Raw genomic sequence first — 25,603 nt, 5'->3', positions numbered from 1 at the left:
TATTAAAATGCAATATTATATATAAGTTTGTTGATAAAAAATGATTTATTTACTAATATCTATATTGCCATAAATAATATTAGTTTTATATGCTACTGCTACTTCCTGAAATAACTTTGACTTTAATAGCACTTTTAGGGCAGTTTTTTGCCGTAATGATCCCAAATAAAAATAGAATTATTGCTAATAGCATTATTTTATTATGTATATTATCAATTTTTCTTACCTTTAAGTACTCAAGCTATGAAGGAGTATGGTACTCATTTGCTACCGGAATAAATATCGGTATTGGTAAAAGCATAGTACTGATATTCACTATTATATCCATGATTATATACCGTGATTACTCTATTCTTGTTGCTGAGAAATTAAAATTTGAATTTATCACTTTAATATTATTATCGGTCGTAGGTCTTTTTGTTGCAATCTCATCACGGAATTTTCTATTATTATTCTGCGGTATGGAGCTTACTGCTTTAACTTCATATGCACTTGCAGGATTCAAATTAAATGATATTAAATCCTCGGAAGGTGCTTTAAAATATTTTATCTTGAGTAGTTTAGTTAGTTGTTTATCATTATTCGGGATTTCTTTTATATACGGATTTGGTGGAAGCCTACAATTTGAGGATATCTTATATAAACTAAATAATAATTCTGGGATGAATCTTGGTTTAATCATCGGTATTGTACTATTTTTAAGTAGTATTTTCTTTAAACTCTCAAGTGTTCCACTCCATTTTTGGGTCCCTGACGTATATGAAGGCTCACCGATTAGTTCGGTTACTTATTTCACAGCTGCCTCCAAAATAGGTATGGTTATTGTTTTATTAAATATTAGCAAATTAATTATAGGTAATTACTATCCTATTAACTATAATTTAATAAAGATAATTGCTATATTATCTATGCTGTTCGGAGCTTTTGGAGCTATTCGTCAAACTTCTTTAAAAAGATTGATGGCTTATAGTACTATTTTAAATATCGGTTATGTGTTAATCGGCGTTCTTCTGCATAATCAAGAAGGGTATAAAGCAGCTCTACTATATATTCTAATATATGCGGTAGGGAATATAGGGTTTTTAACTTGCTTAATCATGTTGCTCGGTAAAGACGTCGATAAAGCTAGTTTTAAAACTATACAAGGAATTGCAGAGAACCATAAAACTATAGCTGCCGTAATTAGCATAGTTATGTTCTCGATGATCGGAATTCCTCCTCTCACAGGATTTTTCGGTAAATATTACCTTTTGCACCAAGCAATTAATCAAGAAGAATTCGCATTAGCTTATTGTGGTATTTTTACCAGCGTAGTTGCTGCTTTTTATTATCTTAAAGTAGTAAAAGCTATGTATTTTTCTAAAAAGATTGAGCTAATTAAGCTACCTATGCAATATGGGCTTTTACTGATTAATTACTTAGTGGTAGGCTTCTTGTTGCTTGGTTCATTTATTATCTCGTTTTAGCCGGTTTAGACTTTTTATTAACAACACTAGCCGAAGTAATTTTTGTAGGATTCATAACCTTTTCTTTTAGATTCTTTATATGTTTTAGATCTTCTTCATCTAATTTTAATAAATCTTGGTCTTTCTGTTTAGCTTTTTTAGCTAGACCTAATTGACTTGGAGTAATACTAACAATATCATCCGTTCCGACTTCTTTCTTGAATTTTGCTAGAGTGTCTACATCTTCTCTATCTGCGTCTATATTTGTCTTTACTGCTTTTTGTTTTAGTTCTTTCTTTATTTTATCAGAAGAATCAGCTAAATTTCTTTCATCTTGCATATCTTCATTTAAACTTTTTATTGTCTTTATTAAATGTTTTTTTGCGCTATCTCTAATACCAAGTATTTCTAAAATTCTTGCAAAACTAGTAGTAATTTTATTTCTTAATTTAAGTTTTTGCCCTCCTTTTTTTCTTTCTTCATAATTAAGAATTTTCTTAAAATAATCAGGATATTCTTTCATTAATATTTTTAATCCTTGCTCTTTCACTTCATAATAAGGAAAACTATATTTTTTAGAAATTAAACTGTTTACTTTAATTTCTAAGCCGTATTTCTTTAAGGATTCTTGCCTTTTTTTTATTGTATCTATTAAACTATCCTTAATTTCTTCAAGCATTATTTCTTTAGATTTTTTATTATTAAATTTCTTTGGCATTGCTTGTTTTGCAAATTCTGCAATTGCTTCATTACTATAATATTTAGTTAATTCATCAAAACTTTTATCAATGGTTTTGCTTAAATCAATTTGAGAAACTGCAAGTAAGCTATCGGCAAAATTAGGATTCTTTGTTCTTAAATTAGAAGGAAATTCTCTAAAATGGTTAGTAGGTCCGAATCCAGGCAAATGTTTGGCTCTTGAATGCGGATATATATTATTTGTTAAATTATCAAAACTACCGGCAAAATCAATTCTTACTAATTTAGGTAAAGTTTTTGGATTTTTTTGATCTCTGATAACTCCTATATTTCCAACATGTATATCAAAATCGCCGATCAATAAACTTGCAGGCATAATGTTTTCAAAGTTCTGATACTTAATTTCCTTAAAAGCATTTTCTAAGGTTCTAAATAATTTATTTCTAGCCCCCATAAAAAGCGGTCTACTGCCATCCTTTCTAAACCAAGAACTAGGTTTAGTTTTAGCAGACATATGTTTATCCATGTCCAAATACATATCACTACTATAATGCTCAAAAAATTCAGATTTGACATATATTTGTGAATCAACGGCTTTAGATTTATTAAAATCATCAGGAGCAATTAAATTAACCTTTGCTCCATTTCCAGGACTTATAGCTTCAAAAATTTGAGATCCTAAAAACTCGGCTATATTTTTTGAGCTTGAAGCCTCTTTTTTTATCATCGCTGTAACTTTACCGTCTAAGCTTTGATATACTCCGCCATGCTCTCCTGCTTCATTAGCTCCGCCTCCTTTAGGCTTTAAAAAATTCCAACCTTTAAATACTGATTTCTTGTTTTGAGTCATCCTCGCCTCTTTATAATGATTTACATAAAATTGATAATTTTGATATAATTATAAAATATATTATTTATTTTATATTAAAGATAGAAGCCGTTTGCTACTTAATTTTATTGTTCTTTAATATTTCAGCTACTTCAAGAGCAGCATAGGTAAATATACCTGTTGCACCGGCACGTTTAAAACTAATTAATGACTCCATCAAAGCTCTCTCCCAATCAATTACTCCTGCTTCTGCTGCAAATTTTAACATTGCATATTCTCCGCTAACCTGATATGCAAAAAGTTTAGCATTAAAATTATTGGCCGCTTCACGAATAACATCCAAAAACATCATACCCGGTTTAACCATTACCATATCGGCTCCCTCTGCTATATCATGCTCAATCTCAAGCATTGCTTCCTTAACATTACGTACATCCATTTGATAGCTTGATTTATCTAAATAATTCTTTTTATTACTCTTAACAGCATCACGAAACGGACCGTAAAAGCTTGAAGCATATTTAGCGGCATAAGCAAGAATTCCAACATTTATAAATCCCTCTTTGTCAAGATATTCCCTTATAGCCCCGATTCTTCCATCCATCATATCGGAAGGTGCAACAATATCTACTCCAGCTTTTGCGAGTACTAATGCTTGATTACATAAAGCTCTTACCGATCTATCATTATCCACTTCCACGTAATGCACAATACCGTCATGACCGCTTGTAGTGTAAGGATCAAGTGCTACATCACATATTATACCGATATCGATATTAGCGTTTTTGATGCTTCTAATAGTTCTACATATTAAATTATCTAAATTATAAGCCTCGTCGGCATTTTCACTTTTTAGACCTTGATCAATACTCGGAAATAATGCAATAGCATTAATACCAAGCTCTGCTGCTTCTTTTGCCGTTGCTACTATTTGATCGATCGATAAACGATATATATCGGGCATAGTCTTAATTTCTTGTCTTTCATTATGTCCTTCAACAACAAATAAAGGCAATACTAAATCACTAATCGATAAATTACTTTCGGCTATTAACTCTCTAAGCCAAAAAGCTTTTCTATTTCTTCTAAGTCTAATATGGGGGTACATAAAATTCATATCTCATTTTAGTTAATAACTTGGATTCTAATGTATAAAATATATAACTTAACTATCTTATAGTAAAAATATTGCATTACAAAAAGAAATTTTTCTGCAATTTATAAAAAATTTAAGCAAACTAACGAAAATAAAGATATGGTTTAATTATGTAAATAAATATAGGAATTTAATATGGCACAAGATAATATGCCAAAATCAGTAAAAGATAGAATAAAAGAGTGGGACAACAAAACAAATACGTCAGATACCCCACCAAAAAAAATACAAAACCGGCTGTTCCTCCAAAACCTACTCCTGAGAAAATCAAGGCATGGAACGAGGAACATAAAAAAACAGACTGACTTAACTACACATTCCCAAGCACTTGATATATTTGTCGATACCCCATCTCCACAAGTTGAAACCCAAAAGCCTATTATTTTTTCAAAACCGTTTCCGGAACGAACAAAAGTACCGGAAGAAACACCTAAAAAACAATCCAATTTAACCGTACAAGAAAAAATAGAGAAATTTTTTAAAATCATAATATTGATACCAAAGATGCTTTTATTCTGGAATTTAGCCGCTATATAGAATTAAGCAATTGCTATGGCAGGAAAGCGTCTTGACGTTACTGTTAAAGCTTATGAACAATCATTAGGACAACTAATAAATCAAGTAGTAGTACATCAAAAAGCGTTTGTTTCTTTTATAGAAGATGAGCTAATAAAGAATCATCCACATAAAGATAAATTTGAGAAAATCAATCAACATTATAAATTACCTGAGCCACCTAAATTATCTGATATAATTAATAATCTTAGAGAATTAGTAAACAGTGATGATATAATAGCTAATTTAAAACACAGTAGAAAACACATTGAATTTCAAGAAAAAGTAAACAACCTTATTCAAATTTATGATGATAATAAACATAATCCAGCTGCTAACTAAAGTTGAAGCAAAACTGAAAGAGTTAGGTAAATGGTGTGAAGAAACTACAAAAATGGATAATAATCCTATTTGGAAAAATATTTTTATAAAGACGCTATAAAAAATTCTACTCAAAATACTAAAAAAGCTATAGCAGAAATACAAAAATCTCTTACTAATCCTTCTCCTCATTCATCTAATGTTCCACCGTCAAAGAATAAAGGAGAAAGATATAGAAGCTAATAAAAACTTTTAGGATCGATATCTATTTTTAGATGGCAAAAAGAAGGAATTTTTATAAGGCTTAGCCAAAATTTTAAATATTTCTGCAAATTAAATTTCTTACCAGCTATAATGAGTATCCGGTAACGATATTTACCAGCGAGCTTTGACATTAATGAGCTTGCCGGTCCTAAAATTTTCACGTTTGCTTTCGGTGCAATTCGTACCATATCGCGTGCTATTTCTAGAATTTTAGATTCACTAGAACCTGATAAAATTATCGATGCTGTTTTAGAAAATGGCGGCATATCTGCTGATTTTCTTATTTCAAGTTCATTCGCAAAAAAACTATCTTCATCACCGGCTTTAACATAACTAAAAATTATATTATCAGGATAATAGCTTTGTAAATATACTACACCTTTACTATCTCCCCTACCCGCTCTACCGCCTACTTGATGCAGTAGCTGAAAAGTTCGCTCAGATGCTCTAAGGTCGGCATTATTACTGCCAAGGTCAGCATCTATTACTCCAACTAAAGTAAGATTCGGAAAATGATAGCCTTTCGTTATCATTTGCGTTCCTATTAATATATCAATTTCTAGATTTTCCATTTGATGTAGAAGTTGTACTATTTTTTCCGGATTTTTAGCATGATCTTTACTTATCAACGCAATTTTACTCTCAGGAAAAAGTGCCTTTGCTTCTTCCTCTATCCTTTCTATTCCTGGGCCACAGATAGTTAATGTTTCACCCTCTAGACATTCAGGACAAGCACTAAAAATTTTACTTTGATAACCGCAATGGTGACATTCAAGTTTTTTAGTGGCTTTATGTACTACCATCCAAGAAGAGCAGAATTTACAGGTAAATCTGTAACCGCAAGCTTTGCATAGCATGAGCGGAGCATAACCACGCCTATTAAGAAATAATAATACTTGCTTTTTATTATCTAAATTATCTTTGATAGCTTCTATAAGAATCTTGGATAAATAGGAATTCTTAGCTAGCTTTTCTTTAGTCATGTCAATTATTTCTATATTTGGCAAATCGACATCTTTATATCTATTAACCAATGTAACTCGTTGATATTTACCTGTTTCTATATTATATATCGTTTCAATAGATGGTGTTGCCGAACACAAAACGATTTGTGCTTTATCAAATCTACCTCTTACGATAGCCGTATCCCTAGCATTATATAATATACCGTCATCTTGTTTATAGGAATCGTCATGCTCCTCATCTATCACTATTAAACCGAGATTTTTAAAAGGTAAAAACAAACTACTTCTAGCCCCAATTACTACTTTAACTTTATCGCTTAATATACCTCTTAAAATCATTTTCTTTTGAGCTTTGGTAACGTTTGAGTTCCATATGATAGGCTCAAAACCGAATCGCTCTATAAAACGATTAATAATTTGTGTACTTAAAGCAATTTCAGGCAACATAACAAGCACTTGTTTGCCTTTTGCTAAGTAGTCTGCTATTAGATGAAAATATATTTCCGTTTTACCTGACCCCGTAACACCTTTAATAATCACAGGCTTACGGCTTTCATTTAAGACTGTTACTGCCCTATTCTGCTCTTCTGACAAATTAGGTAGCACAAAGTTATTATTTACTTTCTGCTCTTTAACTTTAATCGGTTTTTCAGCAATATCTATAGGTAATACTAACTTAGCTATGCTCCCAAGTTCTGACATATAGTAGCTACTCATCCATTTAATTAATTCTACAACTTCTAAAGTCATATTTAAATTTAAAGGTACTTTTTCTTTTACGGTTTTTAGCTTTTTTGCTTCAGGAATAGTGGTGAACTCCCATATTATGCCGGTTAATTCCTTATTTCTAAAAGGCACTACAACAAGATCACCGATATTTAGCTCTAAATCTTCAGCTATTAAATAATCTAAAGGGAATAATTTTGCTGCCGGTAATAATATTTTTGCTATTCGCATATATAATGTATTTTATAATTTTTTTTTTATTATATACTATATACTAAATTTAATGGATTGTAGAAATTTAGATGATAAGAGATAAAAAGATTATTATAGCAATTTCCGGAGCATCAGGTGCTATATACGGTATTCGTTTGCTTGAAGTACTAAAAGAGCAAAATATCGAGACTCATTTGGTTATTTCAGAGGGAGCAGCTCTTACTATAAAGCTCGAAACCAAATATTCTATAGATAAAGTTAAGTTTCTAGCGAATTATTGTTATGATGATAAAGATTTAGGAGCTGCTATTTCAAGCGGTTCTTTTAAAACTTTGGGGATGGTAATAGCCCCTTGTAGTATGAAGACCTTAGCAAGTATTGCTCACTCAATGGAAGATAGTTTAATTAGTAGAGCGGCAGGAGTTGTACTTAAAGACAGACGAAAACTTATTTTAATGACTCGTGAAACGCCTTTGCATATTGGACATTTAGAAAATATGTTAAAAGTAGCGAATTACGGCGGTATCATAGCACCGCCCGTGCCGGCTTTTTATAATAATCCTAAAGCAATAGATGAGATAGTGAACCATTCTATTAGTAGAGTTTTAGATTTTTTTGATATTGAAACTAATTTAATTAAACGCTGGAGGAGTGTTTAGGTAAAGTAGATGTTATTCCTGCGTGGATCGAAAAACGCGTTCGATGTCATACCGTAGCTTGACCACGGTATCCAGAAAAATAACTAAAGTACTAACATTGTTAGTACTTTTAACTGGATCCCGTGAATAAATCACGGGATGACACTGTATACTTTTCAAACCCCAATAAACTTTAACAAACAAAATGGCACATAATAAAATAAATAACAACAAAAATATACTAACTGATGATGAAGATAATTTACCCGTACCAAGGGTTTTACCTTCAAATGTTCAAGCAGAGCAAATGCTACTTGGGGCGATTTTAACCAATAATGAATTACTAAATTACGTATCGGAATTTTTACGTGAGGAACATTTTTTTGAACCTATTCATCAAAAAATATATAACGCAATTGAAAAAATTACCGAAAAAGGTTTGATAGCTACACCTATTACTTTACGTAGTATGTTAACTCAAGATAAACTATTTCAAGAAATAGAAGGAGCGGAGTATTTAGCAAAATTGATCACTATGTCAATGATGGTAATAAATCCGGTTGATTACGGTAAAATAATATATGATTTAGCAATAAAGCGTAATTTAATAAATATCGGTGAAGAAGTAGTAAATAATGCCTATAATTCTTCATTAGAAGTTGAAGCAAAGGAACAGATTGAATATGCCGAAGCTAAACTTTACGATTTAGCTAGCGAAGGCTTGAATGAAAAAAGTTTTACCAAAATCGGTATATCTATTTCAGAGTCACTAGCTAATATTAATAGGGCTATGAAAAATAATGATCACGTAATCGGTATATCTACCGGTTTGCTTGATCTCGATAATAAATTATTCGGCTTTCATAATTCCGATCTTATAATTCTTGCAGGACGTCCGTCGATGGGTAAAACGGCATTTGCTATAAATCTTGCACTTAACGCCTGTAATAATATGCGTCTTAAAAATATTATGGATAATCAAGAAATTCAGTCGGTAGGTTTTTTCTCGTTAGAAATGTCCTCAGAACAGCTAACCACACGTCTACTTTCAATGTGTGCAGAAATTGATTCTACTTCTCTTCGTACGGGGGTTCTAGGTGAAGAAAAATATAACCGTCTTCGCAAAGAAGCAAATACTTTATCGGAATTACAATTTTTTATCGATGATACCCCTGCTCTATCTATTTCCACTATAAGAACAAGAGCTAGAAGAATGAAACGCAAGCATAATCTTGGTATATTATTTATCGATTATCTACAATTAATTAGAGGAGCGACTAAATCCGAAAATAGAGTTAGCGAAATTTCAGAGATTACACAAGGTTTAAAAGCGATAGCAAAAGAGTTAAATATTCCGGTGATCGCCTTATCTCAGCTTTCAAGAGCGGTAGAACTGCGTGAGGACAAAAAACCTATGCTATCTGACCTTAGAGAATCAGGAACTATAGAACAGGATGCAGATATAGTAATGTTTATTTACCGTGAAGAATATTATTTAACTAGAAAAGAACCGGCAGCAGGCGATGCTAAACATGCCGAATGGTTAGATAAGCTCAATAAAGTATATAATATTGCCGACATAATTGTTGCAAAGCATCGTAACGGACCGGTTGGAAATGTTCCGCTTTATTATGATAGTCAATTTTCTAAATTTGGTAATTTGAAGAAAAGAACTTTTTATTCTGTTTAAATCAGAATTGCCTTAACGTCATTGCGAACGACTAAAGGCGTTGTTGCATGGGTCAATTTATGTCATTCCCGCGGACGCGGGAAGCCACCGTTGTCATACCGCGACTTAATCGCGGTATCCAAAAATACAACTTTAAAATACTAAATTTTAGTATTTTTAACTGGACCCTGTGGTCAAGCCACGGGGTGAAAGTCATTTTCTGGATCCCCGCCTACGCAGGAATGACATCGGAAAGCCAGAGAATATCAATTATTTCATCAAAATTTTTACGTCGTTTATTTTTTTCTACCCATTTTATTGCTTTATCAAGCAACTCATTATTATTGTTATTATAAAGCCACATCTCATTATCAGGAATAAACTTACCGGGCTTTATTATTATAGTACCATCACTTAAGGTTAAAACTTGTATCTGTTTTCCTGCGTATTTTTTTCCTAATGAGATTTGCCCGTTATTTCTTACTTGTTTTATTGTTTTTAATATTTTTTCTACTATCATAGTATTTAATAGTTTATTTAGTTACTATATTAACAAGTTCATAGCCCATTATAAGCATTCCGATAATTACGCATATAATAATTAGATATCGTTTTTGCAATTATTACAAGAATCATACCGGCAAACCCTAAAATTGTAATAAAAGCATTAGGTACTACTACTGCTATAATATAAGCCAGTAATATAGTAACAATAGAAGCGGTCATATTACGAAGTACTACATTCAGTATCGAATTCATAAACATAGTTTTAAGGGAATCACATAGCCCTACTCCTACTCCGAGTATTGAGGTAGCGATAGCAAGAGTTGAAATTATCTAAACTAATAATTGTACGTACTGCCATTTTGCTATATTACTTAATTCCTTAATTCAATCTCCGACTTTTACATTACTGGTAATCATTTGTTGATAAAATGTTGGATTATTATGATATACTACAATAAGAATACTATTTCTATAACTCCTCATATCTCTTTATAAATTCGTTGCCAAGGCAACTTCATTATATCTTCCCTTCGCCTAAAGGCGAGGGATTTCTCATCCCCGATAGGGACATTAACAGGATCGAACCAATAAGTTTTTGCATAATTTAACGAAGTTTAGATTAAAGAAAAAAAGTATGTAATTTTTGCTAAAAAGAAAATCAGCTAAAAAAAGAAGATAAGATTTTAAAGAAAAAGGTTTTGATAAGTAAAATTAACATTCGTGTAATTTTGTTAAAATATATGTGACAATTGACAATGTAGTATAATTATATTAATTATTTATGTCAAATTATTAATATTGCTTTTTAAGGTTATGTTTTTATTAGACATCTTTCTAAATAACCTCTAGAAGCCGGTTTAGAAAGATGTCTATGAAATTTACTATATTTAAAAATGCAAAGATTAGCCAAAATAATTAGTAATGCAGGAATATGTTCTAGGCGTGATGCTGAAAAGCTGATAGCTGAAGGACAGGTAAAAGTAGACGGCATTACAATTTTATCACCGGCTACAAATGTTGATATTAGTAATCAAATTGAAGTATCAGGCATATTAATCAATAATATACAAAAACCAAGGCTTTGGATTTATTATAAGCCTGTGGGTTTAATTACTACTCATAAAGATCCCTTATCTCGTAAAACGGTTTTTGAACAGCTAACAGGTTTACCTCGTGTTATTTCAATAGGTAGGCTGGATTTAAATAGCGAAGGTTTGTTATTACTAACTAATAGCGGTGACTTAGCTCGTCAGTTTGAGCTACCTTCAAATAGGTTAAAGCGAGTATATCATGTTAGGGCATATGGGCAGTCTGATATGCTACTAAAAAGCGATTATAAAAATTTAGAAATTGACGGGATATTTTATAATCCTCATTCGATAAAGTTACTTAAGCAAAATAAGAGTAATTCCTGGTTTGAAGTAGTTTTATTTGAAGGAAAAAATCGTGAAATTAGAAGAATATTCGAGTATTTTGGACTAAAAGTGCACAAATTAATTAGGATTCAATATGGTAGTTTTACAATAGATAATCTAAAACCCGGAGCTTATAAAGAAATAAATAATCAAGTACTGGAAAAATAATTAGTAATGTGTTATTATTAACGTATTTTCACTAATCATAATAGAAAACATATGACAAATCTTAATATATATAAAAAATGTGAAGAAAAAGACTTAAACGATTATCTTGGTTATATAAAAGATAACCCTAGTGTCTCATTAAATGATTTTATCAAAGCTAAATATTTCGCTGAAGATAATGATAAAATTATCATTACTAGCTTAGAAAATATGGAAATTAACGCAGATTTAGTCAATGCTAATTTCCAAGGTACAATATTAACAGATGCCGTATTTAATAATTGTGACTTAACAAATACCATATTATGTGATTCAGATTTAACAAATGTAAAATTTAATGATTGTACATTTATCGGTACCGACTTTAGAGGAGCAAATCTTCATTACACAAACTTTAATTATAAAGATTATGATAACTATAAAATCCCCAATCTAAAAGATAAAATACGAGATATAAAACTATCTTTTTCAAATCTTGAAAGATTAAATAAATATATAGATAAGGATTTAGAAAAAGAACGTGTTAAAGAAATAGTTATAGATGAAGTTACGAATAAAAAGAAATATATTCTAGCTACGGAAGACGAAGAAACTTTACATACAGTTAAATCAAAAGAGCTACAGACTAAGCAAGAAGAGTTAGAAACTCTAAAGCAAAACCTAGATAATCCTGGGATTGTTACCAATCTTTTAAATGCTTTTTGGAATAGTGCAGAAACTATTGCTCAAAACCGACAAAACAAACTAAAAAAAATCAATAAGTTACAGCATGAAGTAAATAAATTAGAAACTGAAATATATGCTTTAGATAATCTTAGAATGTTCTGCGGTAACGGTCTTGCAGATATTTTTGAGCAGTTAAAAGATGAAAAAATACAAGTAAAACTAGATCCGTCATATATTATAGGTTTGCCAGCCAAAGAACGTGATATACCAAAAGAATATATAAAATTAACTTCTGCCGAATTTGATCTATATTTAGTTGAAGCAGCAAAACAATCTGACACAAAATTATCTCTTACCGATTTTGTTAGAAAGAAAAAAAACCTTTCAGAAGATTTAAATATAGTTCCTGATCTTTCAGACATTAATTTATCAGGTAAAACTCTTACTAATCTTAACCTGAAGAATACATTATTTGTTTCAGCGAATTTAGAAAATATTAACATCTTAAATTGTAATTTAGATTTTACTAATTTTGAAGGAGCTAATTTACACAATGCTGTTTTTCAAGATGTTACGGCTCGTAACGCAGGATTTCTTTTTGCTGATCTTCAAAATAGTAAAATTGAAAATAGCGATATGTCGAGAGCTTACATGCCTAAAGTAGATTTATCTGAAGCAGAGGTAACAAATAGCAAATTTAATACTGTTATGATGGTTAATGCCGATGCCGAAAAGTTAATTATTCAAGATTCAGAATGGAAAAATTCTAATCTTACCGGTATATCACTTGTTTATGCAGATATGCAAAGAGTTCAAATGCAGGGAGTAGTTTTAAATAATGCACTTCTAGATCAAGCAAATATCGTTTCTACTGATCTTGAAAATGCTTTTATGAATAATGCACGTGCGTTAGAAGCAAAATTCAAAGAGCAATGTAACATGCAAGGCATAACTGCAAGGAATGCCTATTTTAGCGATGCTGAATTTGAAAATATACTATCTTTAAAAGAAGCTGACTTAAGAGAAGCTATAATACAGCGTGTTAAACTTAAGAATGCTGATTTAACAAAAGCAAAGCTTGATAAAGCAAATCTTGAATATGCTGATCTTACAAACGCTACGCTTACTAATGCAACTGCACAATTTGCTAAGTTAAGTAATGCTACTTTAGAAAAAGCAGAAGCTGAAGGATTAAATATTTCTGATGTTATTGCTAAAAATATTAATGCTAAGGAAGCTAACTTTAAAAATGTAATTATGCAGCGTGCCGATCTTACTAAAGCCAATTTCACTAAAGCGGTACTTGAAAATGCTGATATGCAAGCAGTAGAAGCACGTGATGCTATATTTAAAGAAGCAACTCTAAAACAAGCAAATCTAAAAGCAGCCAATCTAGCTGGAATTAATAAAGAAGGAGCAGATTTTGATAAAGCAAAACTCAACGATGCTACAAAGATGCATGATACTAAAGGTGAGGCTAAAGGGAATTTGGATCATCAAGATAAAGACGGTAAAAAAACATCTGCAAATGTTAACGAGTATGCTAAATTACAAGATAAAATTCATGCAAGAGAAAAAAGCGGTTGGTTTCTGAAAACCGGAGTAGGACAGCTTTGTACAAAAATTGCTAAAACTACTACATCAGGAATTAGCAGCGTAACAAATTTTTTATCAAGTAAGAAATTTTTAGTAGGGCTTGCCGTAGTAGCAGGTCTTGTAGTAGCAGCTGCACCTTTCGTAGCGATGCCTGTATTATTGGTCACCGGCACAGCCCTTGCTACTAAAGCTGTTATTCTAGGAGCAGGTATTTTAGCTGGAGGTCTAGTCGCTATCGGCACTTATGAACTTACTCAAAAACCTTTACGCAATCTTCAGAAATCATTTAAAAACTTAACTAGTAGTATAGATAAATATATCTCACCGCCTCCTGAAAATATTGATGAATTAGTAACAGAAAAACAACAAGCAAGACAAAAAGCTGAGACAGAAAAATCTAAAGAAAGGGACAAAAATTTAAATAATGTAAATAGTAATATTGATAAAGCTAAAGAACAAGATATTTTAAAACAAGCACAAAATAATTTAAACCAAGAAACGCCAAAAGTAGAAATAAAAGAAAAGAAAGATAAAACTGTAGAAAAACAACAAACAGAGCCTGGTAAATTTGCAGCAAAATTTCAGCCTAACACTACAAGCAAAGGATTTATCGAAAAAATAAAAGACAAAAAAAACAAATTCAACAAAAGAAGCATATAACTAAATAAGTGTTAAAAATAATATCCGGTAAATATAGAAACCAAATTATACCTACCGCTAAAAATATCAAATATCGACCTTCCACCGGTAAGCTCAAAGAGGCAATATTTAGTATATTAACCTCCGGTGAGTTTACCGGTAATAAATTATTTAACGAGAATCCCCACATTCTCGATTTATTTGCCGGTAGCGGTAGCCTTGCTTTTGAAAGCCTATCAAGAGGAGCAGATTTTGCTACCTTAATTGATATTGATACATCTTCATTAAGAATAGCCGAAGAATTCGCTAAATCTCTAAATATCGAAGATAAAGTTAATTTTGTTAATATTAATGCCTTAAATATACCGCAAGCAAATAAGGCTTTTGATCTTGTATTTATAGACCCCCCTTATCATAAGGATATAGTGCCTAAAGTAATGAAATTGCTGATAAAAAACAACTGGCTTAAAGACGGTACTATAATAGTTATTGAGATGGCTAAACTAGATGATTATGTTTTAGATGAAAATATTGAAATTTTATGCGAAAGACTATATGGTAAGAGTAAGCTATTGGTTTTGCGATATGGTTGTCATCCCACGACTTGATCGGCATTGTCGCATGGTTCGAAAAACCTACTCTATGTTATTCCCGCGTAGGCGGGAATAACATAGAACCACGTAACAAGACATTAAAAAATAAATATGACCAAAGACAAGAAGCATTATATCTGTTCTAACTGTGGAAATACTAGTCTTAAATGGTCGGGGCAGTGCTTTGACTGCGGTGTATGGGGTAGTATTGTCGAAGAGATAGTAAGTTCAAATAAAGCAATTGTTACAACAGGTAGCAAACAAGATTTCGATAAACTTTCAGGTCACGTAGCCGCACAGTTACGCATCCCTACCCCTATAGGTGAATTAAATAGAGTACTAGGGGGCGGTTTGGTGCTTGGTTCTGCTATATTGATAGGAGGAGACCCTGGCATAGGCAAATCTACTTTGTTACTACAACTAGCAGCAAGTAACTTTGCACCAAAGATGAATTGCTTATATATAACGGGCGAAGAATCGTTAGACCAAATAAAATTAAGGGCCATAAGGTTAAATCTAACTAACTATAATACCGATATTTTAGCAGCCACTAATGTGGAAGATATTATTGCGAGTATAGAAGCTAATAAAAATAATATTAATTTAGTAGTGATTGATTCTATTCAAACAATTACCACAAAAGAATTATCATCCCCTCCAGGCACTGTTTCACAAATTCGTACATGTGCAAATGAACTTGTTAATTATTCTAAGCAAAACAATATAATTATTTTATTAAGCTGTCACGTAACTAAAGACGGTCAGCTAGCAGGTCCTAAGATACTTGAGCATTTAGTTGATACCGTGCTATATTTTGAGGGAGATCATAATAATCATTTCCGTATTTTACGTTCATATAAAAATCGTTTTGGCGGTGTTGGTGAAATAGGAGTATTTGAGATGAGCGGCAGCGGGCTTATTGAAGTAACAAATCCGTCTGAACTATTTTTGATGAAGCGAGAGCAGAACGTTATAGGTACGTCTATTTTTGCAGGAATTGAAGGCTCAAGACCATTACTTATGGAAGTACAAGCCCTCATAGTAACTTCAAATATGGTAACTCCTAGACGCTCTGCGGTGGGCTGGGATGCCAATAGATTATCAATGATACTTGCCGTGCTTAGTAGTAGGATAGGACTTAATCTTGCTAATTATGAAGTATATTTAAGCATAGCTGGAGGGCTTAAAATTGTCGATCCTGCTTCGGACCTCGCAGTAGCAGCGAGCTTAATATCTGCCGCAACAGGCAAACCAGTTCCTGAACAAAGAGTTTTTTTTGGAGAAATAAGCTTATCGGGTGAGATAAGAAAAACTGCAAAAGCAGAAACAAGAATAAAAGAAGCCGTAAAGCTTGGATTTAATAAGATTATCTGCTCTAAACTTGAGCATTTAACGTATGACTTTATATCTTCCGTCTCACATTTAAAGGATTTAAAAGAGCTAATTAGATGAAAACGTATGTTGTAGTAAATTTGGAAGAAGCGCGTAATTTTTTATCTAGTATAGAAGAACAGCTGATATTAACAAATCATGCCTCTAGCGTAAAATATTACGGTATGCTAGCAATTAATTACATATTTAAAACTTTAATTAAAGAATTTCCGAAAAAAGTTTTAGAGCTTACCGTAAATGTAGGAGAGGATCACGCCGCGTTATTTACTGCAATCAAACTAGGATACAAGAATATATTATATACAGGGGATTCTAAGGAAGCTAGAGGGTTATTGGGTGGAGTGGAAAAACACTCTATGTCATACCGTGGCTTGACCACGGTATCCAAAAAACATTAAAAAAGACTGGATACCGCGGTCAAGCCGCGGTATGATACCAAGGAAAAACTATGAATATCAAAGATGTAGGAGTAATAATTGCTAAAAAACCTTTGAAAGAAAATACATTGATTATTACGGTTTGTACTAAAAATCATGGTTTATATTCGGGAGTTGTAAAAGAATCTTCTAAAAAAAGCAAATTTATATATCAGGAAGGGAATATTGTAGATTTCCTTTGGCAGGCAAGACTACACGAACATATCGGCATGGCTAAATGTGAACTCATCAAATCTTACACTGGTTATTTGATCATAAATAAAGCTAAATTATATGCCTTTAATTCCGTTATATCTTTAATCAAAGAGTTATTTCATGAAAGAGAAGGACATTCTAATTTTTTTTCATTTCTACTTAACTATTTAGATAATTTATCAAAAAATTTTTGTTTTCGTGATTATATTAATTTTGAGCTGGCTTTACTTGCCAAGACGGGTTATAAGCTTGATCTTACCAAGTGTGGCGTGACTCATGTTACAACTGATTTAACCTATGTATCACCTAAATCAGCTAGAGCATTATCATATGAAGTAGGGAAGCCTTACAAAGATAAATTATTGATTTTACCAAAATTTTTACTTTCAGATGATAGTGAGATTACATTAGAAGAAAAAAGACAAGCTTTAACTCTAACAAACTATTTTTTTAATAGATATTTATTTCATAATAATAGACAGCCTGAAGCACGCCAAGCTTTTATGGAGTATATACTTAATGGGTGCTATAGCTAGCTAAAAGCGGTCTTGTTGTATGGACTGGTTTTTATTGCGAGAGGAAATTATGAAGTAATTGACGAAGCAATCCAGTTAAAAATGCTATAAAATAGCATTTTTATTATTTTTTCTAGATTGCCACACACAGCCTACGGGCTGCTCGCAATAACGTGGTAGTATCCACGCAACAATACCTCACGGGAATGACACCTTGTAGCTACAAATAATATAATAATCTATGAAAATACTAGCATTTGACACAGCCAATAATATTGCATCGGTAGCAATATCCGAAAATAAGAATATTTTGGCATATATAGAAGAATTACGCCCTGCTATGCAAGCAGAGAATCTCATGCCGATGATAGAAGATGTGATGAAATCAGCTAAATGTTCATATGATGATCTAGATTATTTATCGGTAACTAACGGACCAGGTAGCTTTACCGGTATTAGAATAGGGCTTGCTTGTGCTAAAGGTATATTATTCGCCAAGAAAAATATTAAAGCAGTAGTGGTTAGCAATTTTGAATATGCTTACTTTAGAGCAATAACTCAAGTTAAAGACTATGATAAAATATATGTCTTTTTAAACGCTTATCGCTCACAGCTCTATATGCAGGTTTTTCATAAATCAGGAGAAATAGAAGAGCCGTTATTGATAGATTTCGAGTATGCTATAAAGCTGCTTGCAAATGAGAAAGGTAATATAGTGTGCTGCGGTAGCGGACTTGAATTTATATATCACCAAATTATGCATTTACCAAATATAATAACCTTACCACGTTTTGCACGAATTAAAGCATGGATTATTTGTAGATATATTGCTAGTAGATTATCGAGCGGTATGAAGTTAAATAGCTTTATTGAACCACTTTATATACGCCCACCTGATGCTAAAATAGCTAAAAAGGATAAGCTTTAAAAGAATCTTATCCTCTGTAATTGTGCCTATTTATTAGAAGTATTCTATCCAATTATCGTTAGGGTCAAAATCACTTTCAATGCCAGAATCATCAGAATTATATCCGGTTTTTTCACTATTACCTAACAATCCAACACTAGAACTATTATTTACAAAATTTTCATGATATACTTCATTAGAAGCTTTTATACTGTTCTGCTCCTTGTCTTTCAAGCTGCTCTACAACCTCTTCATCGTCCATTAAGGTTGTTATGCGTTTAATTTTTTCAAAAGGAAGCCAAGGCAATATCTTTGGTAAGTTAATATTAATGATTCTTACTATACTTTCATCTGAGGCGTGAGAAATTATTGTTGCTAGCTTATCATTTGAAATATTACTGATGATGCTTACTAAATTTTCATTTGGAATAATATCAAGCTTTGCTGCAAATTTTTCTTCTCCTGCTAAAATAATTATATTTTCAAACCATTCATCAGAAATATCCTCATTTGATAATTTTTTTAGTTCCTGCTCGGCAAGTTCTTCTAAAGAAAGATTATTAGGGTTTTCATTCAATAATTTATCCAACTTATCTTGTGTGATTAAATCTATTACTTTTTCAAGATGCCAAGGCAAAATATAATTAACTAATTTTTGTGCTTGCTCATTGGAAATATTATTAATTAATGCTGCCAATTTTACATATGTCATCTTTTCAACAACTTCATCTAATTCATTTTCAGGCATATTTAAAATCTCTTCTACTAACTCATTATCAGAAAGAGTTTCAAGTTGATCTAAGAGATCAAATGTTTCTTCAGCGTCAGTATATTTGATTTGAGAGATGCCTAGAGCATCTGCCTGACCTTTACTGCTTCTTGGAAGATTATTTTAGAATTTAAAAAAGGATATTTAGCTTGAGCTTCTACTATTTTTTTATTACATCTTGCACTTTTTTCATCATACTGCTTAATTTAATTATCTAACGCTGCTAAAAAATCAGTATTTTCTTCTTGATTAGTAGTTTGCTTTGGAGAAGTTATAAACTCAAATTCATCGTTAGCAAGATAGGAGGCTGGCTTTGGATAAGTATTATATGGGATTAAATTTTGTAACTTATTAAACATTGATGTTATTGCCATAATACTTCCTCATTTCTTATTATAATAATCAGCGTTGCATTGTAATAGAAATTATGAGGAGGTCAAGATAAAGGCTAATAATTATTAACTTTTTATTATATTTTACTTAAAATTGATTAATTTATCACAGAGGGATATTCTACTAAATATTATTCCCACGGAAACGTGGCGTTGCCTGCATGGCTCGTTTATGTCATCCCCGCAAAAGCGGGAATGACATATAATAAAAATTCTACTATAATTGTCTCTGTTCTTTAACTAGCTCAAAAACTTCAACTGTGTCTCCTGCTCTAATATCTTCGTAATTTTCACATGCTATACCACACTCATATCCTTCTCTAACTTCTTTAACTGCATCTTTAAAGCGTTTTAAAGTTTTGAGTTTTCCTTCATGAATGACTACATTATCACGTAATAAGCGTACGCCCGCTCCTTGCTTAATAATCCCTTTAGTTACATAGCTACCGGCAATTTTACCGACTTTGGTAATATTAAATATTTGTCTAATTTCTACGCTTCCGATATATTGCTCTCTAACAATCGGATCAAGCATACCGCTCATAATGGCTTTTACGTCATCAATTAAATTATATATTATACTATAATATCTAATATCGACTTTTTCTTTTTCTGCGGCAGTTAAAGCATTTGCCCCTGCTCTAACGTTAAAGCCAACAATAATAGCTGAAGAAGCATGTGCAAGAGATACATCGGATTCCGTGATCGGACCTACGCCGCTATGAAGTATACGAAGCTTTATTTCATCACTCGGTAATTTTAATAAGCTACCTGAAACAGCTTCAACTGACCCTTGAACATCACCTTTAATAATTAAAGGTAATTCCTTAATTTTACTATTACCGGAAGCTTTTAAAAATAAATCTTCTAAACTTGAACGCGGTGCAATAGATATTTTCTTTTCTTTAGCAAGACGCATTCTATATTCGGCTATATCTTTTGCTTGTTTCTCATTTTGTACTACGTTAAATTTATCGCCGGCAAAAGGTACTTCGTTTAAACCTTGAATTTCTACGGGAACAGATGGTGTTGCTTCTACGATTTCTAGTCCCTTATCATTAGTCATCTTTTTAACTTTACCGTAAGAGCTACCTGCTATTATAATATCACCGTTTCTTAAAGTACCTCGTTGAACTAATATAGTGGTTAGCGTTCCTCTTCCTTGTTCGATTTTCGATTCAATTACAACACCGGCAGCTGAACCGAAAGGGCTTGCCTTTAAATCCTGCATTTCTGCAACTAATAAAATCGCTTCTTCAAGTTTATCTAAGTTAATTTTCTTTAGTGCCGAGATAGGAATAACCATAACGTCACCCCCTGCCTCTTCACCTATAATTTCGTGGACATATAATTCATTCTTTATACGCTCAATATCAATATCAGGCTTATCAATCTTATTAATAGCTACAATTATAGGAACGCCCGCTGCTTTTGCATGATTAATTGCCTCAACCGTTTGCGTTTTGATTCCATCATCTGCTGCAACCACTATAATAACTATATCCGTTACTTTAGCACCTCTTACCCGCATTTCTGAAAAAGCCTCGTGACCTGGAGTATCAATAAAAGTAATCGCTCTACCGTCTGCAAGAGTTACTCTATAAGCTCCGATATGCTGGGTAATTCCTCCAGTTTCACTTGCAGCAATATCCGTAGATTTAAGAGCGTCAAGTAATGATGTTTTTCCGTGATCTACATGCCCCATTACTGTAACAACCGGAGCACGCGTTCTCAAATCTTCAACCTTATCATCACTAATTAAAACATTTTCAACATCTGATTCTTGAACTCTTTTTACCGTATGCCCTAAATTTGTTGCAACTAGTTCCGCTGTATCGGTATCTATTGTTTGGCTGGCATTTGCAATAATACCTAGCTGCATTAATGCCTTAATTACATCTGCCACTCTTTCAGACATAGCATTTGCAAGATCGCCGACTCCGATCACTTCCGGTATCGTCACTTCTCTATATACTTTCTCAGGTGCTTGTGATACTAATTTACGCTTTTCTTTTTCTCTAGCTCTTTTTATAGAAGCAAGACTTCTAGTTCTACCTCTACCGCTTTCATCATCGCCAAGCATATTGAAAAGATCGGCTTTTTTGAATTTTTTTGGCTCTTCTAACTTAATCTTTGGAGCAACTACTTTACTATCTGCTGTTTTAGCTAATTCTTTCTCTGATTCTATACCATAACGTGTTCGCATGCCTACTAAAGGAGACTTTACAAAAGATTCTTCTTTCTTTTTAGATATTTGTGACGGTATATCTTCATTATCTTGAAGGATTTTATCACTAACTCCTACTTTATTTTCTTCGGTATTTTGCTGTTTTTGTTCAACTTCTTTATCAGTTTCTAGCTGTTCTATTTTTGAGTTAGCAGACTGGTTAATACTTGCAAGTTTACTTAAAGTGCTTATTTGTGAAGGGTCATTTAATTTAGATTGCTCAGCAGCTTTTTTAAGAATAGATAAACGTCTGTTAAATTCTTCCTTATTAGCATCAATAGCAGTTTGATCTAAGCTATTTCTTTCTTTATTTAATGAAAGGGTAGTACTACCGGTAGAGCTTTTTCTAACTTCTACTAGCGTTTTAGATTTAGCATTAACAAAGCTTTGAGCTCCTGTAAGAGAGTCAAAAGACTTATTAAGCGCTAATTTTGAATTGCCAAGTGTCAACTTTTTGGGTTTGATTTCCTGGTTATCCGTCATATTTAAAACCTTTGTGTTTCTGTTTTTTCCATCTATACTTATTACATCATTCCCGTAGAAATGTTATCCACATAGCTATCATTCCCGCGAAATCGGAAATCCAAAAAAAGTATAAATATAGCAAGCTTTTGAAATTAAAAGCTCGATTCATCTCACTTTATGCTGGATTCCCGCCTACGCTGGAATGACATCGAGCGTGTTTTTTGATTCATACAACCACCCTTTCGCAGGAATGACGTACATTCCCATCCTCTAACTATCCTTTAATTCACCGTGCTGTCTAGCAGTTTGAATCAGTAATTTAATATTTTCGTCCGTTATATTAGAATTTGGAACTAAATTTTTAAATTCATTTACACTCATCTCTCCTAAATCTTCTATGGTCTTTATACCATATTCGGCAAATTTTAATATTAATTCAAGCGGTAATGCTAATATATCTATTAATTCTTGCTCAACTCCTAGATCCTCTAACTTTTTGATAATCTTTTCATTCTTAAGGTCGACGTAATTAATAGCTCGATTTTTGATCTCTACTGCAAGTTCTTCCTCAAAACCTTCGATTCTTGTTAAAGTACTAATCTCAATACTGGCAATTTGTTCTACCGAATTAAATCCCGTTACCGATAAAAGCTGACCTATAACTTCTTCAACATCTAAAGCTTCCATAAATAATTGCGTAGAAGTTAAGAACTCTTCGTTTCTTCTTTTTGATTCTTGCTCTTCAGTCATTATATCGATATTCCAACCTGTAAGCTTAGAAGCTAAACGAACATTCTGCCCTCTTCTACCTATTGCAATACTTTGATTTTCTTGTGAAACTACTACTTCTACCTTATGCCTATCCTCATCAATCAAAATTTTTGTAATTTCTCCAGGTGCAAGCGGTGCAAGAGCGTTAACTATAAACTGTGCAAGATCATTACTCCATAATACTATATCAATTTTCTCTCCGTTTAACTCATTTGTTACTGCTTTTACTCTATTACCTCTAATACCTACGCATGAGCCTACGGGATCTATACTACTATCCGAAGCAAATACCGCTATTTTTGCTTTTGAACCGGGATCACGTGCTACTGATTTTATTTGAATAATATCTTCAAGAATTTCAGGTACTTCTAACTTAAATAGTTTAATTAGCATCTGGTTATCTACTCTAGACAAGAAAATCTGCGGTCCTTTTGTTTCTTGCCTTACATCCTGTACATATGCTTTTATACGATCATTAGGTTTAAAATTCTCACCCTGCATTAATTGATCTTTTTTTATTATTGCTTCAGCATGACTCAAGTCAACTATTATATCACCGTATTCTATTCTCTTAACTATCCCGTTTATAATTTCACCTTTTCTATCTTTAAAGTCATGATATTGTTTTTCACGTTCAGCTTCTATAACACGTTGAGTTATAACTTGTTTTGCAACTTGAGCCGATACTCTAGCATGATCAATCGGTGGTAAATATTCATATATCTCATCACCGATTTTAGCTTCCAGATTCTTTCTTAAAGCTTCTGCAAGTGAGATTTGCGTTAAGTAATCTTCTACATCTTCTACTATTTTTAAGATTCTTAAAAGATTTATCTCACCGGTTTTCCTATTTATCTGAGCTTTAATATTATATTCATTACCATATTTTTTTCGTCCTGCTACTTGTACCGCTTGTTCAACCGTTGAAATCAAAATTTCTTTTGATATTCCTTTCTCACGAGCTACAGAATCTATAATTTGTAAAATTTCTACATTACCTATATTAGACATACATTATCTCTTATTGCTTTAGGGTCTTGCGTACAATTTCTAAAAAGATTTAATTTTGGTTATTTTTTAAAAATAGCTCAAAATAGACAATCAATTAGAAACCTGCACAGAACCTAGTAATTTTTTAAATACTTCTTCAGTTAAAACTAGATTAGCATTTTTAATTAAATCATAATCAATTAGTACTTCTTGTTCTTCACATTTTAAATATACTTTATTATTTTCGGCTTTAATTATTTTACCCTGATAACGAGTTTTGCCGTTCAATAATGCTTTAAGTTTGACTTTAACTTCTCTTCCTAAAAATCTATTATAATTTTCAAATTTTACTAACGGACGTTCAAGACCGCTTGATGCTACCTCTAAAGAATATGCATCTTCTATTAAATCTTCAACATCTAGAATAGCGGAGATCATCCTACTTGCTTTAGTACAATCTTCCACAGATATTTTTGCACCGTTTAAGCTATCAATCAATATCTCGACTACTTTATGGTTAACACCTTTAAACTTCACAAGAACTAACTCAAATCCCATATCAGTCAAGGATTCTTCTATTACGTTTGTTATTTGTTGTTCAATAGTTTGCATATTGGATGTTTATAACAAAAAAGGTGGGATAAACCCACCAATCTATAATTTTTATAATGCTTATCCGTAGCGAAAATACACTAATTAGAATATATAAGCAATATTTAACTTGATATTTTTATGTCTAAGAGGCTATTGTACCGTACAATTTTTACTTTATGTCATTCCCGCGGAAGCGGGAATCCAATTAAATACAGCTTTTTAAAGCATTATTTAAAAAATTATCCAATAAAAAATCTTTAATTTTAAATATTTTTTAGCCTAGATCCCTGCTTTCACATGGATGACATCGAGAGCTTTTTAAAAAATGTCCAGTACTATACTAAGAAGCTATCTTTAATCTCGTTTATAGTTGCTCTCTGTTTTTTCAATACCTGAATTTTTTTGCATCTTTCAAGTGCTTCTTTAGAATAAAGTTGATAATTTGAATCGGTAATATCAGCAATTTCAAGTAACCCCATCTTAGTCCAAAAGCGGATTGTAGAAACATTTTCGTTAGCGGCTTTAGCTAGTTTTCCCCGATTTTCATTAATCTTTCTGATTTTCCAATATCTGACGGCTCTTTGCCTATTATTGCCTTTAAGTAAATATTAAGTGAACGGTTAGCTGCGTTATAAATAATCTTTTCATATTTTTCTTTTGAACCACCAAACTGTGCAGTTTCTAAAGACGTAATATAAGGCAATCGTTCTTGAGGTCTTATAATTGCAGGCGGATAGCCTTCCATAATTACAATTAAAGGCACTGTTACAAATAGTTATTGTGAGTTTATTTTGTGAAGGTTTACAAAGTAGTATATGTTATGTATTAAAATGCTAATAGATTTTCAGTAATAATTCTCATTTCGCCTTGAATGCCTTGAGCGTA

The 25,603-nt window shown here is 32.2% G+C and carries 21 protein-coding genes and 3 pseudogenes; 13 read left to right on the top strand and 11 right to left on the bottom strand.

What is annotated here, in order from left to right; all coding sequences use genetic code 11:
- The first annotated feature begins 89 nt into the window (after nucleotides 1-89).
- Nucleotides 90-1,466, top strand: coding sequence for an NADH-quinone oxidoreductase subunit NuoN (gene nuoN, locus ACKTSD_RS03735; RefSeq protein WP_412708064.1), 1,377 nt, complete (start codon nucleotides 90-92; stop codon nucleotides 1,464-1,466).
- Here the strand turns inward: nuoN and ACKTSD_RS03730 are convergent.
- Nucleotides 1,453-2,994 carry a hypothetical protein gene (locus ACKTSD_RS03730; RefSeq protein ID WP_412708063.1) on the bottom strand — a complete coding sequence of 514 codons (1,542 nt, stop codon included), beginning with the start codon at nucleotides 2,992-2,994 and terminating at the stop codon, nucleotides 1,453-1,455. The two genes, nuoN and ACKTSD_RS03730, sit on opposite strands and share 14 nt — an antisense overlap.
- 94 nt (nucleotides 2,995-3,088) lie before the next feature.
- A complete protein-coding gene (gene hemB, locus ACKTSD_RS03725) occupies nucleotides 3,089-4,081 on the bottom strand; it encodes a porphobilinogen synthase (protein WP_412708062.1) in 993 nt (330 codons plus the stop codon).
- A gap of 183 nt (nucleotides 4,082-4,264) precedes the next feature.
- Here hemB and ACKTSD_RS03720 point away from each other — a divergent pair, with 183 nt between their 5' ends.
- The 3 genes from ACKTSD_RS03720 (at nucleotide 4,265) to ACKTSD_RS03710 (ending at nucleotide 5,248) form a co-directional block, all read left to right on the top strand.
- Nucleotides 4,265-4,666, top strand: a complete 402-nt coding sequence (locus ACKTSD_RS03720; protein WP_412708061.1) for a hypothetical protein — start codon at nucleotides 4,265-4,267, stop codon at nucleotides 4,664-4,666.
- A 15-nt stretch (nucleotides 4,667-4,681) separates the two neighbouring features.
- Nucleotides 4,682-5,026 carry a hypothetical protein gene (locus ACKTSD_RS03715; protein WP_412708060.1) on the top strand — a complete coding sequence of 115 codons (345 nt, stop codon included), beginning with the start codon at nucleotides 4,682-4,684 and terminating at the stop codon, nucleotides 5,024-5,026.
- 69 nt (nucleotides 5,027-5,095) lie between these two features.
- Nucleotides 5,096-5,248 carry a hypothetical protein gene (locus ACKTSD_RS03710; protein ID WP_412708059.1) on the top strand — a complete coding sequence of 51 codons (153 nt, stop codon included), beginning with the start codon at nucleotides 5,096-5,098 and terminating at the stop codon, nucleotides 5,246-5,248.
- Here the strand turns inward: ACKTSD_RS03710 and ACKTSD_RS03705 are convergent.
- Entirely contained in the window at nucleotides 5,245-7,191 is a 1,947-nt protein-coding gene (locus ACKTSD_RS03705) for a primosomal protein N' (RefSeq protein ID WP_412708058.1), read from the bottom strand. The two genes, ACKTSD_RS03710 and ACKTSD_RS03705, sit on opposite strands and share 4 nt — an antisense overlap.
- Before the next feature lie 71 nt (nucleotides 7,192-7,262).
- Between ACKTSD_RS03705 and ACKTSD_RS03700 the strand changes: the two genes are divergently transcribed.
- Both ACKTSD_RS03700 and ACKTSD_RS03695 read left to right on the top strand, forming a co-directional pair.
- The gene (locus ACKTSD_RS03700) at nucleotides 7,263-7,832 is read left to right on the top strand and encodes a UbiX family flavin prenyltransferase (RefSeq protein WP_412708057.1); all 570 of its coding nucleotides are present in this window, start codon (nucleotides 7,263-7,265) and stop codon (nucleotides 7,830-7,832) included.
- Nucleotides 7,833-8,016: 184 nt separating this feature from the next.
- Nucleotides 8,017-9,501, top strand: coding sequence for a replicative DNA helicase (locus ACKTSD_RS03695; protein ID WP_412708056.1), 1,485 nt, complete (start codon nucleotides 8,017-8,019; stop codon nucleotides 9,499-9,501).
- Nucleotides 9,502-9,796: 295 nt separating this feature from the next.
- Here the strand turns inward: ACKTSD_RS03695 and ACKTSD_RS03690 are convergent.
- Together ACKTSD_RS03690 and ACKTSD_RS03685 are read right to left on the bottom strand one after the other, a co-directional pair.
- Nucleotides 9,797-10,000 (bottom strand): annotated as a pseudogene (locus tag ACKTSD_RS03690) (hypothetical protein); the annotation flags it as partial.
- 38 nt (nucleotides 10,001-10,038) lie between these two features.
- A complete protein-coding gene (locus ACKTSD_RS03685; protein WP_412708095.1) occupies nucleotides 10,039-10,287 on the bottom strand; it encodes an aromatic amino acid transport family protein in 249 nt (82 codons plus the stop codon).
- 593 nt (nucleotides 10,288-10,880) lie between these two features.
- Between ACKTSD_RS03685 and ACKTSD_RS03680 the strand changes: the two genes are divergently transcribed.
- The 7 genes and pseudogenes from ACKTSD_RS03680 to tsaB all read left to right on the top strand — a co-directional run bounded on the left by ACKTSD_RS03680 (nucleotide 10,881) and on the right by tsaB (nucleotide 18,531).
- Nucleotides 10,881-11,570, top strand: coding sequence for a pseudouridine synthase (locus ACKTSD_RS03680; RefSeq protein WP_412708055.1), 690 nt, complete (start codon nucleotides 10,881-10,883; stop codon nucleotides 11,568-11,570).
- A 51-nt stretch (nucleotides 11,571-11,621) separates the two neighbouring features.
- A pseudogene (locus ACKTSD_RS03675) lies at nucleotides 11,622-14,496 on the top strand (pentapeptide repeat-containing protein).
- A 4-nt stretch (nucleotides 14,497-14,500) separates the two neighbouring features.
- A complete protein-coding gene (rsmD, locus tag ACKTSD_RS03670) occupies nucleotides 14,501-15,079 on the top strand; it encodes a 16S rRNA (guanine(966)-N(2))-methyltransferase RsmD (RefSeq protein ID WP_412708054.1) in 579 nt (192 codons plus the stop codon).
- Between the two features lie 96 nt (nucleotides 15,080-15,175).
- Entirely contained in the window at nucleotides 15,176-16,516 is a 1,341-nt protein-coding gene (radA, locus tag ACKTSD_RS03665; RefSeq protein WP_412708053.1) for a DNA repair protein RadA, read from the top strand.
- Nucleotides 16,513-16,854: a hypothetical protein gene (locus ACKTSD_RS03660; RefSeq protein ID WP_456237195.1), complete on the top strand. Its 342-nt coding sequence runs from the start codon at nucleotides 16,513-16,515 to the stop codon at nucleotides 16,852-16,854. Before radA ends, ACKTSD_RS03660 begins: the two co-directional genes overlap by 4 nt.
- A 50-nt stretch (nucleotides 16,855-16,904) precedes the next feature.
- Nucleotides 16,905-17,624 (top strand): DNA repair protein RecO, encoded by a 720-nt coding sequence (gene recO, locus ACKTSD_RS03655; protein ID WP_412708052.1) that lies wholly within the window; start codon nucleotides 16,905-16,907, stop codon nucleotides 17,622-17,624.
- Nucleotides 17,625-17,844: 220 nt separating this feature from the next.
- Nucleotides 17,845-18,531, top strand: a complete 687-nt coding sequence (gene tsaB / locus ACKTSD_RS03650; RefSeq protein ID WP_412708051.1) for a tRNA (adenosine(37)-N6)-threonylcarbamoyltransferase complex dimerization subunit type 1 TsaB — start codon at nucleotides 17,845-17,847, stop codon at nucleotides 18,529-18,531.
- A gap of 33 nt (nucleotides 18,532-18,564) precedes the next feature.
- Here the strand turns inward: tsaB and ACKTSD_RS03645 are convergent.
- The 6 genes and pseudogenes from ACKTSD_RS03645 to ACKTSD_RS03620 all read right to left on the bottom strand — a co-directional run bounded on the left by ACKTSD_RS03645 (nucleotide 18,565) and on the right by ACKTSD_RS03620 (nucleotide 25,463).
- Nucleotides 18,565-19,653: pseudogene (locus ACKTSD_RS03645) on the bottom strand (hypothetical protein).
- Between the two features lie 235 nt (nucleotides 19,654-19,888).
- Nucleotides 19,889-22,381, bottom strand: coding sequence for a translation initiation factor IF-2 (infB, locus tag ACKTSD_RS03640; RefSeq protein WP_412708050.1), 2,493 nt, complete (start codon nucleotides 22,379-22,381; stop codon nucleotides 19,889-19,891).
- Nucleotides 22,382-22,633: 252 nt separating this feature from the next.
- A complete protein-coding gene (gene nusA, locus ACKTSD_RS03635; protein WP_412708049.1) occupies nucleotides 22,634-24,145 on the bottom strand; it encodes a transcription termination factor NusA in 1,512 nt (503 codons plus the stop codon).
- Between the two features lie 90 nt (nucleotides 24,146-24,235).
- Nucleotides 24,236-24,736 (bottom strand): ribosome maturation factor RimP, encoded by a 501-nt coding sequence (gene rimP, locus ACKTSD_RS03630; protein ID WP_412708048.1) that lies wholly within the window; start codon nucleotides 24,734-24,736, stop codon nucleotides 24,236-24,238.
- Between the two features lie 317 nt (nucleotides 24,737-25,053).
- Entirely contained in the window at nucleotides 25,054-25,197 is a 144-nt protein-coding gene (locus ACKTSD_RS03625; RefSeq protein WP_412708047.1) for a MerR family transcriptional regulator, read from the bottom strand.
- Between the two features lie 47 nt (nucleotides 25,198-25,244).
- On the bottom strand, nucleotides 25,245-25,463 hold the full coding sequence (locus ACKTSD_RS03620; protein ID WP_412708046.1) for a hypothetical protein: 219 nt from the start codon (nucleotides 25,461-25,463) through the stop codon (nucleotides 25,245-25,247).
- Nucleotides 25,464-25,603 lie beyond the last annotated feature (140 nt).

Origin of the sequence: Candidatus Rickettsia kedanie (assembly GCF_045865205.1) — a bacterium.
Taxonomy (GTDB): Bacteria; Pseudomonadota; Alphaproteobacteria; order Rickettsiales; family Rickettsiaceae; genus Rickettsia; species Rickettsia australis.
Note: the sequence above shows the minus strand (reverse complement) of the source record. Positions and strands in the feature narration are given on the sequence as shown.